Origin of the sequence: Cryobacterium sp. CAN_C2, assembly GCF_015751745.1 — a bacterium.
Classification (GTDB): Bacteria; Actinomycetota; Actinomycetes; order Actinomycetales; family Microbacteriaceae; genus Cryobacterium.
Genome location: NZ_JADOUX010000011.1, coordinates 64,617 through 80,415 on the forward strand (window position 1 = coordinate 64,617; position 15,799 = coordinate 80,415).

The following is a 15,799-nucleotide window of genomic DNA, read 5'->3' on the forward strand; positions in this document are numbered from 1 at the left end:
CCGCTAGGCGAAACTGGCAATGGAGACGCCGGCGCCCAGCAGAGCCTCGCGCACCGCTGCGGCGAGCCGCACGGCGTCGCGGGTGTCGCCGTGCAGGCAGATGCTCTGCACCGGCACCGTGATGATCGAGCCGTCGACGGCGACCACGGTGCCCTCGACGGCCAGCCGCACGACCTGGGCCGTCACGGCCTCGACCGAGTGCAGCACGGCGCCCGCAATCGCCCGCGACACGAGGCTGCCGTCGGGGTTGTAGGCGCGGTCGGCAAAGGCTTCGGCCACGGTGCGCAGCCCCGCGGCCTGGGCCAGGCCTTCGATGTCGCTGTTCGGTAGCACCATCAGCGGCAGCGTCGGGTCGACGGCGAGCACCGCGTCGACCACGGCGTGCGCCTGCACCGGGTGGTGGGCGATCGTGTTGTAGAGCGCGCCGTGCGGTTTCACGTAGCGTACGGCGGTTCCGGCGGCGCGGGCGAGAGCCTGCACGGCGCCGACCTGATAAATCACGTCGTTAGTGAGTTCGGCCGCATCCATCTCGATGAAACGACGGCCGAACCCGGCCAGGTCACGGTAGCCGGGGTGCGCGCCCACCGTGACTCCCGCGGCTGCTGCGGCGGCGCAGGTCGCACGAATGGTCGTGGGATCGCCGGCGTGGAATCCACCGGCGACGTTGACGCTCGTGACCGAGGCGATGATGGCGGCGTCGTCGCCGAAGGTCCAGTTGCCGAAAGACTCTCCGACGTCGCTGTTCAGATCGATGGTTGGCATGGGCCCCGTCTTTCGTTCCCCCTAGACTGCCGTATTTCTCTGAGTTGTTCAACAATCTGAACGAAATTATGCCGTGATTTCACTGTACCGAGAACGGATGCCGGCACCCACGCCCGGCGCGGAACCGGCCACCCCAGCACCATTCCGAACGTCGTTCCAGCTCAGGACCCCGTCGTCGTCGTCGTCGATCATCACGGCAACAATCCTGGTCACGATGACGAGTCAAGCTCCAGCAGCGGACTGCGCCACGTAGGCGGTCGTTCCCGCGATCGAAAGTCCGGCCACCGTCACGAGCACCATCGCGGAAAGAACGCGCGCGCAACGACAACGCGGGGCGTCGCCGCCCGGCGCGCACACCGATCGGGTCCGCCGTGCGCCCAATATGACGGGTGCCCAGTATGACGGGTGCCACCGACAGATGAGCACGCGAGCGGATACCGTTCCCCACCCACACTCCCCTTTTGGGTGGCACCCAAAAAGGGTAGACAGCGCGTGAACTGCCAAATACTGTATTAACACAGCGACAAGACAGTCTGCTGAATGCGATCGATAAGTGGAGTAAAGCACATGATGCGAAGCAGAGTGAAGACCGGCGCCCTCTCGGCGCTTCTGATCGGCACGTTGGTCGGTGCCGGCGGTTTCTTGTCGGCCGGCGCAGCCTCCGCCGCCATCGCGCCCGAGTCAGCAATCACTTCCGCGTCAGCGGATGTCGACCGCTGGGTCGTTCCAGAGACCCAACAGGGCGGCAACTACTGGACTCCCGAGCGCATGCGCTCCGCCGTCCCCGGCGAAGTCCTGGTGCAGGACAACGTGGCAGCCGGCGTGAGCGGTACGGTCGCATCCGGAGCCGCCTCGCGGGTGTCCCCGCAGGCAGCCAAGCCAGGCCCGTCACCCGCGGCCAGCCAGGTCTCCCCCATTTCTCACATCGGCAAGATCTTCTTCACCCTCGGCGGCACCGATTAGGGGTCTGGCCAGTAATGGAACGGTGGTTGGCGCTAAGGGTTGAGGTGGCGGTAGATCGTCGCTCGTGAGACGCTGAGGGCTTTGGCGATTTAGGTGGGGGTTTCGCCGCGTTGCTGTCGGGCTTTGGCTGTGAGTTTTGGCGCTCCATGGCGGCATTCTGTGCGCGCTATGTGGCGGCGTCGCCTCTCATCTCCCTCGGATTGTGCGCCGAGGGAATCGCCGACCAGGTTAAGACGCACGTCTCGAGCTGTGGTGTCACCAAATTTTCGATCACAATGTCGAATGTCGGCGACCCAGCCAACCCGGGAACAATATCCATGCCGACGTACGGTCGGGTCCGGTCCTCGCTGTCTTGCGCCTCGCGGAGCGCAGCTCCACGCATTTGACGAGATGTAAACCGAATCTACTGATAGGTACACAAGATGGCCACGACGACAGCAATTGCGGTCGCAATGGCCGTTATCCAGGTCGGCACAAGATCGTAAGAAACGCTGTCTCGGCGGAGATCCACGTGCTCACACGGTAGCCGGAGCGCACCGTACTGGTGCGCCATCGATATTCAATTCCATGTGTCGAGGAGGTTACCCTGGCTCGCAGGGAGGCTGCTCGTCACCGCGTCTCGCGCCCGCCCGCCCGCCCGCCCGCCCGCCCAAGCGTCAGGATCCACGGTCAACCTCGCAGACGACCTCGAAAAGCGACAACTCACGCACTTGCCGCCGGGGCGCCCCCGGCGACGCATGTTGTGCCCGAAAGGGGGCATGGACATTCCCGACATACATCGTATATTTGTGGAACGCCATGGCGGCGATATTTGCCCCGGATCGTATGGGAACGGTACGCACATGTCGCGTGGTCGGGTCTTTGTTCCTATCGCTGCCGTTTCGGTCGTCGCGATGTCGTTTACCTCGCTTCCGGCTGTCGCCGCCCCGGTCTCACCATTGGCGAGTCGGTCACTCCCACCGGGGGTTGAGTACCTGCCGCCGACAGAGTTTGACGAGGTGTGGTCACCATCGAAGGACGCTGCGAAGGGTGCAGCCGGCGAGTCGAATGCCCCCGCGAGCACATGGGCCACGCCACTGGCAACGAGATCGCTGTCGAACGGTTCGGGTGGGACCGCGAACCGGGCACCGGCGGGAACTGTTGTGGGCGCACCAGGCCTGGGCGCTCTGCCCTACTTTGCTTTCGATGAAGCGAACGTCTCGAACGCGACTGTGGCGCGGGTGAATCTCGCGAACGGGAACCTGTTGCTCACCTCGAACGACGGCGTCTTGAACGGTCCGGCCCTCGCGGTGCGCAACGACCGGTTCTACAACGGCCTGTCATCGTCGGAGGGCTCACTCGGTGGCGGCTGGTCGTCGCCCCTGTCGGCGTTCGATGTGGGTCTCGCGGTGACCTCGAGCACCGCCACCTACACCGGGGCGAACGGGTTCAAGGCGGTGTTCACGAAGTCCGGTGAGGCCTGGGTAACTCCGTCCGGTTTCAACGCCACGCTGACCGATCAGCCCTACACGAAAACGGTGACGTTCAATCGGACCGGTGAGCAGTTCGTTTTCAACAGCTCAGGCTGGATCACGAAGAACCTGAACCGGAACGGCGAGGGCACGACGTACAGCTACGACCCGTCGACGGGGACCGTGTCCACGGTGACGGAAGCGGCCGGCCGCTCGTACTCGGTGACGTGGGCGGGTGGGTCGCGGATCAGCCAGATCGTGGACTCTGCCGGCCGGACGACGACCTACACCGCGAACGGGGCCGGGCAGCTGAGCCGGGTGGATTCCCCGGGTGGGCTTTGGGAAGAATATGACTACGACGCGACCGGGAGAATCTCCGAGCTCCGGGCCCGCGGCACCAACGCGGCGTCGACGTCCCGCACCCTGTTCGGCTACGACACCCAACACCGGCTGACGTCGATCAAACGCGGGCTGGCGTCCTCCTCAACGTTCCTTACGACCGCCTCCTACGTCTACACGGCCGGGCAGACGGTCCTCACCAATGGGCGTGGGAAATTGTTCACCTACGCGATCGACGCCTCCGGGCGGATGACCTCTGTCACGGACCCGTTGAACCGTACCCGGTCGCAGTCCTACGCCGCGAACAGTGAGGTGGCGACCGTCACGGACGCGTTCGCCACCGGCGGCGTCGGTGGGAACAGCACCACGTACTCATATGACGCGTTGAACAACGCGGTCAGCGCGACCCTGCCGACCGGGGCGGCGGCCTCGGCCGCGTATGCGACCGGAGTTGGCTGCGCCGGCACCGGTGGAACCGTGTTCCCGGCTAAGTGCTCCACCGACGCGGCCGGGAACGGGAAATCGTTCGAGTACGACGCGAAGGGCAACCCGACGAAAGTCACCGACAGCACAGCCGGTGGCACCGGGGCGGTCCCGCAGCGGTTTACTTACGAGAATGGTGGCGCGGTCTGCGGCGGTTTCGACGGGCAGGTCTGCACCTCCAAGGACGGTAAAGGGAACACCACCGCTTACACGTATGACGGGAACGGGAACCTCAGCTCGGTGACCCCGCCCGCACCGCAAGGTGCGACCAGCTACACCTACGACTCCCTCGGACGGGTGCTGACCGTCACCGACGGCAATAGCGACACCACGACCTACGCGTACAACCTCCGGGACGACATTGCGCTGTCCACCTTCCAGGGCGGGCAGACCCTCACCACGACGTTCTACAGCAACGGCATCAAGAACCGCGACACCGACAGCACCGGCCCGTTCACCCAGTACACCTACGACGCCCTCGGCCGGATCATCAACTACCAGACCATCGTCACCAGCACCGTGAACCAGGAATTCGACTACGACGCCGCGGGGAACATCACAAGGTTCCGGGACGCCATGACAGGCGAGGTGAACTACATCTACGACGACGCCAACCAACTTACCCAACTCACCGAAAGCCTCGGCACCTGCCCGGTCGCGGCCGGCTCTCCGACCGACTCCGGCTGTATCAAGTTCGCCTACGACGCGAACGGTGCCGAGACGCTGCGCACCCTGCCCGGGAACGCGACCGTCGCCACGGTGAACGACGCGGCCAGCCGGGCGACCAGGATCACCGCGAAGGATGGTTCCGGCGTCGTCAAAGCCGACATCGGCTACTCCTACATCGTCCCCGGTGGAACCGCGGACCGGACCAACATCCAGACCCGCACCAGCTATCTCGAACAGGGCATCAGCGCCGGTGCGATCAGTACCTACGGTTACGACTCCCTCAGCCGCCTGACCACAGCCACCGAGAGACTCGGTGCAGCCACGACCGCCTCCTGGGCGTATACCTACGATCCGGCCGGGAACCGCACCCAGCAGGTGAGGGCCGGCGCGACCGGTGCGACGGCGGGGACCATTGCATACAGCTACAACGCCGCGAACCGGATCACCGCTGCCACCGGAGACACCACCACCTGGACCTACGACGCGGCCGGGAACCAGACCAAAAACGGCCTTACCGGGCAAACCGCCACCTACAACGCCCGCGGCGCCGTCACCGCGATCGGCGCGACCACCTACACCGCCCTCGGCCAGGGCAACACCAACCAGCTCTCCCGAAGCGCCTCCACCACCACCTACCTGAACGGGCCGCTCGGCCTCGCCAGCGAGAAACTCGGCACCGCCAACCGAGGATTCACCCGCACCCCCACCGGCCAGGCCTTGGGCGTGCACGGCACCAGCACCAAGTACTACTACGCACAAGACTCCCTCGGATCCGTGATCGGACTGTTCGACAAAACCGGCGCCTACATGGGCGGGTACTCCTACAGCCCCTACGGCGAAGCACGCGCTACCGGCACCAACACGGCCACCGCCTACAACCACCTCCGCTACATCAGCGGCTACTACGACGACGCCACCAACCTCTACAAACTCGGCGCCCGCAACTACGACCCCACCATCGGACGCTTCACCCAATACGACCCGTCCGGGCAAGAAGCACACCCCTACGCCTACGCAAGCTGCAACCCCATCAACGCGAAAGACCCGTCCGGCCTGGGAGCCTTTTGCACATTTGCTCCCCTGGCTGTCGCCGCCCTAGGTTTTCTAACGGCGCAAGTCGGGTTGACCGCTGCGGTTCTAGCGATTATCGGCGTCGGCGCACCAGCTGCTGCAGTGGTCGGAATAGTTGCGGCTGCACTCGGAGTGGAAACCGCGGGTATTGGGCTAATCATCCTTTCAGTCTGCACACTTCGCCCGGATCTGTAAGGGGCCACATGATGCCGATTTCCTCGATTCTCATTGGCATTACAGTGGTCCTTTGTCTTCTCAATACTGTTCCGCTGCTCGCTCTGGTGTTCTCCGGAGAACGCTTACGTGCGAAGTCACGTGCGAAGTGGCGTGCCTTAACTATCGTCACAATGTCGCTGTATGGAGTTGCTCTCATCACGGGCGTCACTGGCATTGCCCTCATCGTTTCCCAAAACACAGGGTAGGTATTCAACAGACTGCACAATGAATAGATGCCACATGGATACGCGAGGAGCGACCCGGTCCTCGACTGAATTTCGAGGTTGGTGGCTCCATTGTTAAGGAACTCCACGACCTCGTGGCCGGGCTACTACTTCTTAGCGAGGGGCATGGAATTTCACCGATGAAGACACTGACGCCATGTAGTTTGAAGTTACGGCGTCGTTTCGGGGTAGTTCGTTGTGTTCCCGGCGAAGCCGCCAGCGCAGAGGTGAGGGCAACCGGTTGGGTTTTGTAGCCCAACTCTGTTACCTCCGATCTCTAAACGTGCTATTCATTCCGCTTCGTGAGCTGGCCCCTACTACGACGACGCCACCAACCTCTGGCCAGCAATGGCACGGTGGTTGGCGCTAAGGGTTGAGGTGGCGGTAGATCGTTGCTCGTGAGACGCCGAGGGCTTTGGCGATTTGGGTGGGCGTTTCGCCGCGTTGCTGTCGGGCTTGGGCCGCTGCGAGCGTGTCGGGTGTGACGACGGTCGGGCGCCCACCGATCCGGCCCTGGGCTCGGGCGGTGGTGAGGCCGGCGAGGGTGCGTTCGCGAATCATGTCCCGTTCGAGTTCGGCGAACGCGGCCATCATGGTGAAGAAGAATTTGCCTTCTCCGGTGGGCCGGTAGGTTCCGGCGAGTGTGCCGGTGAGGATCTGGAGGGCGATGTGTTTGTCGTGGAGGTCGTCGGCGATGGTGAGGACTTCTTTGACGGATCGGCCGAGGCGGTCCAGTTTCCAGACGCAGAGGGTGTCGCCTGGTCGGAGGTAGTCGAGCGCGGCGATCAGTCCGGGCCGGCTGGGTGCGCGGCTGGAGATGGTGTCGGTGAAGATCCGTCCGCAGCCGATGGATGTGAGTGCGTCGTGTTGCATGGTGGTGTCTTGGCTGTGGGTGGAGACGCGGGCGTAGCCGACGAGGGTGACGTGTGTGGTGGCCATCCATCTATCGTCTCAGAATAGTCTCAGAACATCGTCGGTTCCAGCTATGTTTTGAGACGGGTTGTAGACGTTCGTGCACCCGCGTGTCGTTAATGGTGCCGTTGGTCTCGAAATGTACCGTTTGTGGACACGGGTCATTCGTCGCTCGCGGAGTTCGGATCGCGGAGGGGGCGAAGCCCGTCGTCTTGCACGCTAGTGAAGGCGTATCGGCCGTGAATGTTGATGTGGGTATCGCCCAGGGGTGACAGCCGGGCGATGTCGGCGTCGTCGACGGGGTAGCCCTGATCTCGGAGCGAGTTCAGGGCGGCGTCGATGTAGCGGGTGTTCCACAGGATGACGGTGTTCAGGACGAGGCCGAGGACGCCGAGCTGGTCCTCCTGGCCGTCCCGGTAGCGCTGCCGGAGCTCCCCACGCTGCCCGTAGAAGATCTTCCGGGCGAGGCGGTGACGGGATTCCTGGGTGGTGAGCTGGACGTGGATTGATCGGCGGTAGGTCTCGTCTTCCGGGTCGTACATTGCCAGGAGGTGCAGGGTCTTAGCGATGCGTCCGTATTCGGCGAACGCGGCGCCCAGCGGTGTCGGATCGCCGTCACGGCCAAGCATCCGCAGGAGGTCGTAACCGGCGACAGTACCGTTATGGAGGGAACCGACCACGCGAAGCATGTCCTCCCAGTACGGTTCCATCCGCTTGAAGGACAACTTATTTCTGGCGACCGGGCCCAAGATCCCGTAGTCGGCCACCGGGGCGCCGGGCGGGGTGAGCCGCCAGAGCCGCTGGTCGGGCATATCTGCCACTCGTGGGCTGAACTGGTAGCCCAGGAGGCGGAAGAGGCCGAACACGATGTCGGAGTACGACGCCGTGTCGGTCGCGATCATCTCTGGGGCAGGGCCGCCGTCACGGTTCAGGATGACGTCGAGGACGTGGAGGGAGTCCCGCATGGTTCCGGTGACGACGACGGCGCCGATTCCCGCGACCTGGTCGTTGATCGCGTTCAGCCAGGTCACTCCTTGACCCTGGCCGAAGTAACGGGGGTTCGGGCCAGCGTCGAGGGTGCGAACGGGGACAACAAATCGGAGCCCATCGACGGACGCGACGAGTCCACCACCCCACACCTGTACGGTTCCTATCGATGCTTGCGTGTCGATGAGGCGCTTGTTCGCGGCCGAGAGAGTCTCCGCGCGGAGGTAATTCTGGGCGACGTGGGAGAGCCTGCGCCGGTTCAAGCTCGGATGGCCATGTTTAACGACCGGTGCGAAGCCGAGGTTGCATCCCTCGGCGACGAGGACGGCAGCCATCGACAGTGCCAGGTCATTCAGCCGTGATCCCGACCTGCTCTCCGTCAAATTGATGTGCGTGAAATCGTTCAGATACCCGGTCCACGCGTGGACCTCCAGCAACACCTCGGGCAAATCGACCCGCGGCATCATCCGCTCGACGAGATCTCGAAGCTTAGTCAGGGACTCCGGTTCCGGGATGGGTTTGAGTTTTGCAAGGAACACACGAGTGCGCCCATCGGGGCCGGTCTCAACGGTGAGGGGAGAGTCTTCGTTCTCGGGGACCTTGCTCAGCCGGGTCGCGATCGATGTGTAGGCATCATCCAGCCGCCCGGCCAGGTGAGTCATGTGCGTGTCGAAGGGGTCAGCCAGCTGGAGAGCCGTCAGTACGTCCGGCTTCGCCGTCGACCAGGCGTCCCCGTCAAGCAGCTGCACCCGCGGATCCCCCCAACGTGTGGATCCCTTGGCGAAGAGGTCACGGCGGCGCAGAGCGCGATGCGTACCTTCGAGCACGCACAGCGTGTACGCACGATGATCCACCGGCCCATCAGCAGCCGGGTCGGAAAAGACCAGACGCCGCCAAGCGCCACCCACCACGTCATCGACGATCTCCGACCGCTCGACTCTTTTCCGCCCGACCAGCGCGCCCAGCCCGCGGACGGCTTGGAGTAGCGACGCGCCGGCCTCGGTCGAACGCAGAGGCAGCGTCGAAGCGAACATCGACCAGAACGGCCGCACGGTCGCGTATCGCTTCACCAGCTCGACCTGTTCCAGCGTGGGATCGTCCCCGCCGAACGGACTGAATTCCTCCACAACCTGCACCGCTTTCATCAGCCGCTCCCGCATCCCCTCCGTGCGCAACAACTCCCACACCGCGGCAGCATCGATCTGTTTGCCCTTTTCGCCCTGTTCGTCCTTTTCGGCAACCTTCAGGAGCAACTTCGCCGCCGCCGCCAACGTCACGGACGCACGACGCAGCGCCGGCAATGACCGCATCTGGTCCTTGACCGCGGCCCGTGTCGCGGGGCCGATCAGCTTCGTGGCCATCAGCACAGCGAACAAGTCAAGGACATCGTCAACGGATGACACCTGCAGGGACGCCACCGTCGCGAACACCGTCGCCCGACGACGCCGCTCGGGCATTCGCCGCAACGTGCTTGCGTCAGTAGACCGGCCGTGCGTCGCCAGAACGTCCAGACGCCCCGGGGCGATCCCCGCCAAATCAACCGTGGACGCACCTACTGCGGTTACCTCGCCCACCCGTTCGAGCGCCTTCACCATTTCCGGCCCCGATGCTCGGACCGGTGCCCTGCGAAGCTCCTCCAGCCCGGAAACACGCCCCTCCACAGCGCTGTCAACGAGAGCATCGAGACGCGAAGCCAACCCGGAAGGCACCCGATCCGATAGCAGCGAGAACAACTTCTCGTTTGCCTCCGCCCTCGCCTCGGCGACCAGTCTCGTGACCAGGCTCACCCCCGGCAGGAGCACCTTCTCACGCCGCAACCACGCCAACGCCTGGTCGAACACAGCTGTCGGCCGCTCCGTGCGCGTATTCGTGCGCGCTGCAAGGAAGCACGTCAATTCACCCAGCACGACGGGGTCCGATGTCCGCCGATAACCGTAAGCCTCCACAATCTCCCACCCGTGCTCATACCCGGTCTTGGGCCGCACCGAATACTCCGCGAACACGCCCGGCGCGGCGATTCCGAGCTGCCGTGACACGAACTCGACCACGTTCCCTGGGACAGCCGTCGGGTCATCCAGAAAACTCCCCAAGTACCTCACCGTCCCGAGCTGGACAGCAAATCCCAACCGGTTAGCAGCGCCCCGCCGTCGGCCAACGATCATCAGGTCATCGTCATCGAGAAAGAAGAACCGCGCAAGGTCCAGCTCCGACACCACCCCCACGAACCGGCCATAAGACCCAACCTGCTCATCACTCAGGAAATCAACCGGCATCATCCAACCGTAATGACCCGGAGCTGCTTGGCGCCAACCACCGTTCCAGTACTGGTCAGACCCCGATTACGTCTGTTCGGGCAACGCCATCTCCGCCGTGAACAAGAACACGGTCGTCACCGCCGGACACTGCGTCAACGAAGGTCCGGGCAATTTCGCGTCGCGGCTCATCTTCGTGCCGGCCTACGACAATGGTTCCGCACCGTTCGGCCAGTGGAATGCCACCGCGCTGTACGCCCCGACCCAGTGGAGCAACAGCGGTGACATCAGCTACGACACCGGATTCGCCACCGTCTCCTCGCCCACCGGCACGTCGCTGAGCGACAGCGTCGGCGCCTCGGGCGTCACGTTCAACCAGGGCCGCGGCCTCACCTACACCGCCTACGGCTACCCGGCGGGCGCACCGTTCACCGGCGGGACCCTCCAGTCCTGCTCCGGTACCGCCACCGCCGACCCCTACGGCCAGAGCCAGTCGCAGGGCATCCCCTGCGACATGACCGGCGGATCGTCGGGCGGGCCGTGGATGATCGGCAGCGGTTCCAACGGCCTGCAGAACTCGGTCAACAGCTTCGGCTACAACAACATTGCAAACACCATGTTCGGGCCCTACTGGGGATCGGTCATTGAGAATGCCTATGTCGCAGCATCCGCGTGATCCACGCGACGCACACCCGGTTGCCCGGCAGCGACTGAACCCCGATGCCGATGACTGGGATGACGATGATTGGGATGACGAACGGATGCGCGCAGCCCGGCCGCGCGTCATCCGCCTGAACCCCGACGGGTCGCGCGAGCTCGACGGCGGAACCAACCAACCGGACACCGACACGGAGACCGATACGGAGACCGATACGGAGACCGACTCGGACACCCCGCCGACGGCATCCTGAAGCAGTGACAGCCCCGTCCACAAGGTGGACGGGGCTGTCGCTGTTGACGCGGGCGACTACGGGACCGGAGCTGTCTCCGCGACCGTAAACGCTGCCTCGGTGGTGTCCTCAATGTCTTGCAGACTCACACCGGGGGCCCGCTGCCGCAACACGAGGCCGGTCGGCGTCACGTCGAAGACGGCCGTGTCGCTGATGATGCGATCGACCACGCGCACACCGGTCAGCGGCAGGGTGCACTCGGTGACGATCTTCGGCGTGCCGTCCTTGGCGACGTGCTCGGTGAGCACGACCACCCGCGGGGTGCCGGCGACGAGGTCCATCGCGCCGCCCATGCCCTTGACCATTTTGCCGGGAATGGTCCAGTTGGCGAGGTCGCCGAGGCCGGAGACCTGCATGGCGCCGAGAATGGCGACCTTCACGTGACCGCCGCGGATCATGCCGAACGAGGTCGCCGAGTCGAAGATCGACGCCCCCGGCAACACCGTGACGGTCTGCTTGCCGGCGTTGATGAGGTCGGCGTCTTCCTCGCCCTCCCACGGGAACGGCCCCATGCCCAGCAGCCCGTTCTCGCTCTGCAGCGTCACGAGAATTCCCTCCGGCAGGTTGTTGGCCACGAGCGTCGGAATGCCGATGCCGAGGTTCACGTAGTCGCCGTCGCTGAGTTCCTGCGCCGCGATCGCAGCCATTTCGTTTCTGGTCCAAGCCATGGTTCTACTCCTTCTACAGTCGGTGATAGGCGCTAGGCGCTAGGCGGATGCCAGCACGGGCCGGCTGCGCACGGTGCGCTGTTCAATGTCTTTGACCCGCGCGGAGGCCTGAATGACGCGTTGCACGTAGACGCCCGGGGTGATCACGTGATTTGGATCGATGTCGCCGGGCTGCACGATGATCTCGGCCTCGGCGATCGTCATGATTCCGGCGGTCGCGACGACCGGGTTGAAGTTGCGGGCGGTGAACCGGTACTCGAGGTTGCCGACGGTGTCGGCCCGCCACGCCTTGACCAGCGCAACGTCGGCGACGATGCCGCGTTCCTGCAGGTAGGTTTCACCGTCGAAGTCGGCGAGCGGCTTGCCCTCGGCGATGAGCGTGCCGACGCCGGCCTTGGTATAGAACGCGGGAATTCCCGCGCCGCCGGCCCGTAGCCGCTCGGCGAGGGTGCCCTGGGGGCTGAACTCCACCTCGAGCAGGCCGGCCAGAAACTGCTCGGCGAACAGCTTGTTCTCGCCGACGTACGAGGCGATGACCTTGCGCACCTGCCCGGCTTCGAGCAGCACGCCCAGGCCCTTGCCGTCGACGCCCATGTTGTTCGACACGACGGTGAGATCTTTCACACCAGAGGCCCGCACCGCGTCGATGAGATCGGCCGGAATTCCGCTCAGCCCGAACCCGCCGACCGCGAGGGTCATCCCGTCTCGAAGTACGTCGCCGAGAGCTTCGGCCGCGCTGGTTACCACCTTGGACATGAAAATCTCCTCGTTGAGTCGTGCCTGCCTGAGTCGCATGTCCACTAAATGGACAAGACCGCTATAAATGGATGCTATTAGCCCCGTCAGACCCCTGTCAACCGCGCATTCACGCGTCTTTCTGAGCGGATCCACGTCATGAACGCTAAACTCCATTTCATCCACATTATGGACATAAGGAGCAAGAATGCCCCAGCCGCCCGTTCCTGCTCCCGGCACGCCGGGCGCGCAAGTTGTCAGCCGCATCGCACTGCTGCTGCGCCTGGTCGGTCGCAATCCCGCGGGCAGCCCTCTCGCCGAGATCGTGCGCGACTCCGGCCTGACCCGCCCCACGGTGCACCGGCTGCTGAGCTCCCTCGCGGCCGAGGGGTTGCTCGACCACGACGCAGTGCGCCACACCTGGCATTACGGGCCCGAGATCTTCGTCATGGGCACCGTCGCCGCCGCCCGCTACCCGATCGAAGAGCTGGCCCGACCGAGCCTGCAACGCCTCGCCGAAGCGACCGGCGAGAGCGCATTCCTATCGATCAGGCGCGGCGCCGAAACGGTCTGCCTGCTCCGCGAAGAGGGCAGCTTTCCCATTCGCTCCTTTGTGCTGCACGAGGGGGTGCGGTTTCCGTTGGGGGTGGCATCCGCGGGGCTCGCGATCATGGCGTATCTGCCCGATGACGAAGTGGATGCCCTCCTCGCCGACACCGAGGCGTTCGCGGCTCGCTGGGGCGGCCAGCACTCACCCACCAGCATCCGCGCCAATCTGGAGTGCACCCGGGTCACCGGCTATGCCGTCAACCCCGGACTCATTCTGGAGGGCAGCTGGGGCATGGGCGCGGCGATCTTCGACCGGGCGGGGCGCCCGGCCTGGGCCCTATCGCTGACCGGAATCGAGCCGCGGTTCAAGCTCGAGCGCCAAAAGCTGCTCGGCCAGCTGCTGCTCGATGAAGCCAGCCGCATCACCCAGACCCTGCAACAGGCCCGAATAGCCTCCAACACGATCTGACGCCCGCCGGGTCACGTCGGTCGCGCCTGTCGAGATTTCGACCGGCAATGATGAAAAAGACCGCCTGCCAGAGAATCCCTGACCAGGCGGCCTGTCATTGTGCAGGTGGTGGAGCTAAGGAGATTCGAACTCCTGACCTTCTCATTGCGAACGAGACGCGCTACCAACTGCGCCATAGCCCCAAACTGCCTTTGAAGAATAACACGGGCTGGCCGACAGTTTCGCCGCTTCGAGCCCGGAGCGTGAAAACGTAAAGACGAATGAGACGGCGGGGCGCACCAGCCAGAGGGTGAATTAGACCGCGCGACGGCGACGCAGCACGGCGTCGAGGTCGGTCATGCCCGGCTCGGTCTCGCCGACGATACCCATCGATGCAAAGCGGCTCGGCGCGACAGCCACAGTCCCAGTCCCAGTCCCAGTCCCAGTCCCAGCCCCAGCCCCAGTCCCAGCCCCAGCCCCAGCCCCAGCCACGACGGGGCGTGCGATCGGCGTGACCGCCCGGTTCGCCTCGTCGGCGAGCGCGGCGGCGCGGCGTGCGATCTCTGCCTCGGCGGCTACCTTGCGCAGCTGGTTCGCCGCTTCAACGGATGCCATCGCCGTCTGCGCGATGGATCCACGCGAGAGGTGCAGTGCTCGCGGCACCGGTTGCGGCGTCCAGGTCGCCGCGGCGACCGGAGTCGCGTCCAGTTGCACGGGTTCAAAGGTCTGGCCGATCAACACGGGCAGCTCCACCGGGGCGTCCACCCGCACGATGCGAGCCAAGCGGGCGACCGTGGCCAGCCGTCCGAGAATACCGAACGCGGCCACCATGACGACCCCGCCGCCCGCCAGAGCGGTGAAGGAGCCGGCCAGAGCCGGAGCGATCCCGGCCAAAGCCAGCACGAACCCGGCCAGCAGAATCAGCGAGACCAGGCCGCGGAACCGACGAAGACGCCGAAGTTTCTTCACCGGCGACTCCGGCAGGCGCGGTACCGCCGCAGCGGCCACAGCGGCGGCAGCGCGGCGCACCGACGTGGCGGCATCCGCTACCGCCTGCGCTTCAGAGCGCTCGGAGAGCTCAGCCCGTGCCAGAACCCGCTGCTGCTCCGCCACGGTGCGGGCGGTCGCTTCGAGCCGCACCTGCTGCGGAACCTCGGCGGTTTCGGCCAGAATACGCAGTGTCTGCTGCAATCGCACCGCGTTGCGTTCGGTCGCCTGGTACTGCTTGCGGCGCGACCAGGTGGGCATCAGATAGGCAACCCAGAGCACGGCAGCCACCGCCACCATGACCCCGCCACCCAATGCCTCACTACTCATGTTGACAACGGTAGGAGGCGCGGGCAGATCCGACGGTCATTACCCGTGGTGTGTCACCGAGATTAATACTTTGATTTGTGCCCCCGAACAGGCAAAATCAGGTCGGTCACCGTGTAATGACACGCACCGGACGCGCGGCGGACTCGAGATCTGCCGCGGAGACGCTCGCGGCATCCGCTGGCACCAGTCCGTCGTGCCAGCGGCGCATGACGCCCTGGGTGAGTTCTTCGGCGACCAGGCCGAAGCAGAAGTGGTCGCGCCAGTCACCATTGATGTGGATGTAGCGGCGGCGCAGGCCCTCATACCGAAAGCCGAGCTTTTCCACCACCCGCAGGCTCGCCTTGTTCTCGGGGCGGATGCAGATTTCCATGCGGTGCAGACCGAGCTGATAGAAGCAGTAGTCGGTCGCGAGTGCCACGGCGGTGGGGGTGACCGACTGGCCAGCGAAATTCTCGCTCACCCAGTAGCCGATGGTCGCCTGTGACAGCGATCCCCAGGTGATCGACGACACGTTCAGCTGACCGGCCAGTTGCCCGTTCTGTTCCACGATGAAGGGTAAGCCGTGGCCCGACCGCGAGTGGCTCAACAGGCTGCGGATGCTCGCGCGCGTGTCGAAAGACATCGGCGCGTAGGGGTTCGTCGCCTCCCACTTGCGCAGCCACGATCGGTTGGCCAGCAGCTCGCCCTCGAGCGCGCGCGCGTCGCGCAATCGGATGGGACGCAGGGTGACGGCCCCCTCACGTAGGGTCGGAATTGCGATCGGCACGGTTCGCCTGTCTGTCGTGGGGTATGAAGTGGTGCTG

At 64.8% G+C, this 15,799-nt stretch carries 12 protein-coding genes, 1 tRNA gene and 2 pseudogenes; 6 read left to right on the forward strand and 9 right to left on the reverse strand.

The annotated features are described in order from the left end of the window. Positions 1-3 precede the first annotated feature (3 nt). Both IWX77_RS10390 and IWX77_RS10395 read right to left on the reverse strand, forming a co-directional pair. Positions 4-762: a LamB/YcsF family protein gene (locus tag IWX77_RS10390; RefSeq protein ID WP_196844433.1), complete on the reverse strand. Its 759-nt coding sequence runs from the start codon at positions 760-762 to the stop codon at positions 4-6. 66 nt (positions 763-828) lie between these two features. Continuing rightward, positions 829-975, reverse strand: coding sequence for a hypothetical protein (locus IWX77_RS10395; protein ID WP_196844434.1), 147 nt, complete (start codon positions 973-975; stop codon positions 829-831). A gap of 354 nt (positions 976-1,329) precedes the next feature. On the opposite strand from IWX77_RS10395, the gene IWX77_RS10400 reads away from it, so the two are divergent. The 3 genes and pseudogenes from IWX77_RS10400 to IWX77_RS17460 form a co-directional block, all read left to right on the forward strand. Continuing rightward, entirely contained in the window at positions 1,330-1,725 is a 396-nt protein-coding gene (locus IWX77_RS10400) for a hypothetical protein (RefSeq protein ID WP_196844435.1), read from the forward strand. A 1,142-nt stretch (positions 1,726-2,867) separates the two neighbouring features. Further along, positions 2,868-5,933: an RHS repeat-associated core domain-containing protein gene (locus IWX77_RS10405; protein WP_196844436.1), complete on the forward strand. Its 3,066-nt coding sequence runs from the start codon at positions 2,868-2,870 to the stop codon at positions 5,931-5,933. A 459-nt stretch (positions 5,934-6,392) separates the two neighbouring features. Continuing rightward, a pseudogene (locus tag IWX77_RS17460) lies at positions 6,393-6,488 on the forward strand (DUF4158 domain-containing protein); the annotation flags it as partial. Positions 6,489-6,544: 56 nt separating this feature from the next. Here IWX77_RS17460 and IWX77_RS10410 read toward each other — a convergent pair. Beyond that, positions 6,545-7,117: a recombinase family protein gene (locus IWX77_RS10410; protein WP_196844437.1), complete on the reverse strand. Its 573-nt coding sequence runs from the start codon at positions 7,115-7,117 to the stop codon at positions 6,545-6,547. Between the two features lie 134 nt (positions 7,118-7,251). Beyond that, positions 7,252-10,350, reverse strand: a complete 3,099-nt coding sequence (locus IWX77_RS10415) for a Tn3 family transposase (RefSeq protein WP_196844479.1) — start codon at positions 10,348-10,350, stop codon at positions 7,252-7,254. Between the two features lie 64 nt (positions 10,351-10,414). On the opposite strand from IWX77_RS10415, the pseudogene IWX77_RS10420 reads away from it, so the two are divergent. Together IWX77_RS10420 and IWX77_RS10425 are read left to right on the forward strand one after the other, a co-directional pair. Next, a pseudogene (locus IWX77_RS10420) lies at positions 10,415-11,005 on the forward strand (trypsin-like serine peptidase); the annotation flags it as partial. Further along, the gene (locus IWX77_RS10425; protein ID WP_196844439.1) at positions 10,986-11,240 is read left to right on the forward strand and encodes a hypothetical protein; all 255 of its coding nucleotides are present in this window, start codon (positions 10,986-10,988) and stop codon (positions 11,238-11,240) included. The pseudogene IWX77_RS10420 and the gene IWX77_RS10425, both read left to right, overlap by 20 nt. Before the next feature lie 56 nt (positions 11,241-11,296). On the opposite strand, the gene IWX77_RS10430 is transcribed toward IWX77_RS10425, so the two are convergent. Both IWX77_RS10430 and IWX77_RS10435 read right to left on the reverse strand, forming a co-directional pair. Beyond that, a complete protein-coding gene (locus IWX77_RS10430; RefSeq protein WP_196844440.1) occupies positions 11,297-11,947 on the reverse strand; it encodes a CoA transferase subunit B in 651 nt (216 codons plus the stop codon). A gap of 39 nt (positions 11,948-11,986) precedes the next feature. After that, positions 11,987-12,703, reverse strand: a complete 717-nt coding sequence (locus tag IWX77_RS10435) for a CoA transferase subunit A (RefSeq protein WP_196844441.1) — start codon at positions 12,701-12,703, stop codon at positions 11,987-11,989. A 187-nt stretch (positions 12,704-12,890) separates the two neighbouring features. Between IWX77_RS10435 and IWX77_RS10440 the strand changes: the two genes are divergently transcribed. Further along, a complete protein-coding gene (locus IWX77_RS10440) occupies positions 12,891-13,700 on the forward strand; it encodes an IclR family transcriptional regulator (protein WP_196844442.1) in 810 nt (269 codons plus the stop codon). 106 nt (positions 13,701-13,806) lie between these two features. On the opposite strand, the gene IWX77_RS10445 is transcribed toward IWX77_RS10440, so the two are convergent. From IWX77_RS10445 to IWX77_RS10455, 3 genes are all read right to left on the reverse strand, one after another. Continuing rightward, positions 13,807-13,882, reverse strand: a tRNA-Ala gene (locus IWX77_RS10445). A 112-nt stretch (positions 13,883-13,994) separates the two neighbouring features. Next, complete coding sequence (locus tag IWX77_RS10450) at positions 13,995-14,996, reverse strand: hypothetical protein (protein ID WP_196844443.1); 1,002 nt, start codon at positions 14,994-14,996, stop codon at positions 13,995-13,997. A gap of 106 nt (positions 14,997-15,102) precedes the next feature. Next, on the reverse strand, positions 15,103-15,762 hold the full coding sequence (locus IWX77_RS10455) for a GNAT family N-acetyltransferase (RefSeq protein WP_196844444.1): 660 nt from the start codon (positions 15,760-15,762) through the stop codon (positions 15,103-15,105). Between the last annotated feature and the right edge of the window lie 37 nt (positions 15,763-15,799).

Bases quoted from the DNA above. Each gene is read 5' to 3' on its own strand.
- IWX77_RS10415 (WP_196844479.1), bottom strand. From the start codon at position 10,350: ATGCCGGTTGATTTCCTGAGTGATGAGCAGGTTGGGTCTTATGGCCGG.
- IWX77_RS10400 (WP_196844435.1), top strand. From the start codon at position 1,330: ATGATGCGAAGCAGAGTGAAGACCGGCGCCCTCTCGGCGCTTCTGATC.
- IWX77_RS10435 (WP_196844441.1), bottom strand. From the start codon at position 12,703: ATGTCCAAGGTGGTAACCAGCGCGGCCGAAGCTCTCGGCGACGTACTT.
- IWX77_RS10390 (WP_196844433.1), bottom strand. From the start codon at position 762: ATGCCAACCATCGATCTGAACAGCGACGTCGGAGAGTCTTTCGGCAAC.
- IWX77_RS10450 (WP_196844443.1), bottom strand. From the start codon at position 14,996: ATGAGTAGTGAGGCATTGGGTGGCGGGGTCATGGTGGCGGTGGCTGCC.
- IWX77_RS10410 (WP_196844437.1), bottom strand. From the start codon at position 7,117: ATGGCCACCACACACGTCACCCTCGTCGGCTACGCCCGCGTCTCCACC.
- IWX77_RS10430 (WP_196844440.1), bottom strand. From the start codon at position 11,947: ATGGCTTGGACCAGAAACGAAATGGCTGCGATCGCGGCGCAGGAACTC.
- IWX77_RS10440 (WP_196844442.1), top strand. From the start codon at position 12,891: ATGCCCCAGCCGCCCGTTCCTGCTCCCGGCACGCCGGGCGCGCAAGTT.
- IWX77_RS10425 (WP_196844439.1), top strand. From the start codon at position 10,986: ATGTCGCAGCATCCGCGTGATCCACGCGACGCACACCCGGTTGCCCGG.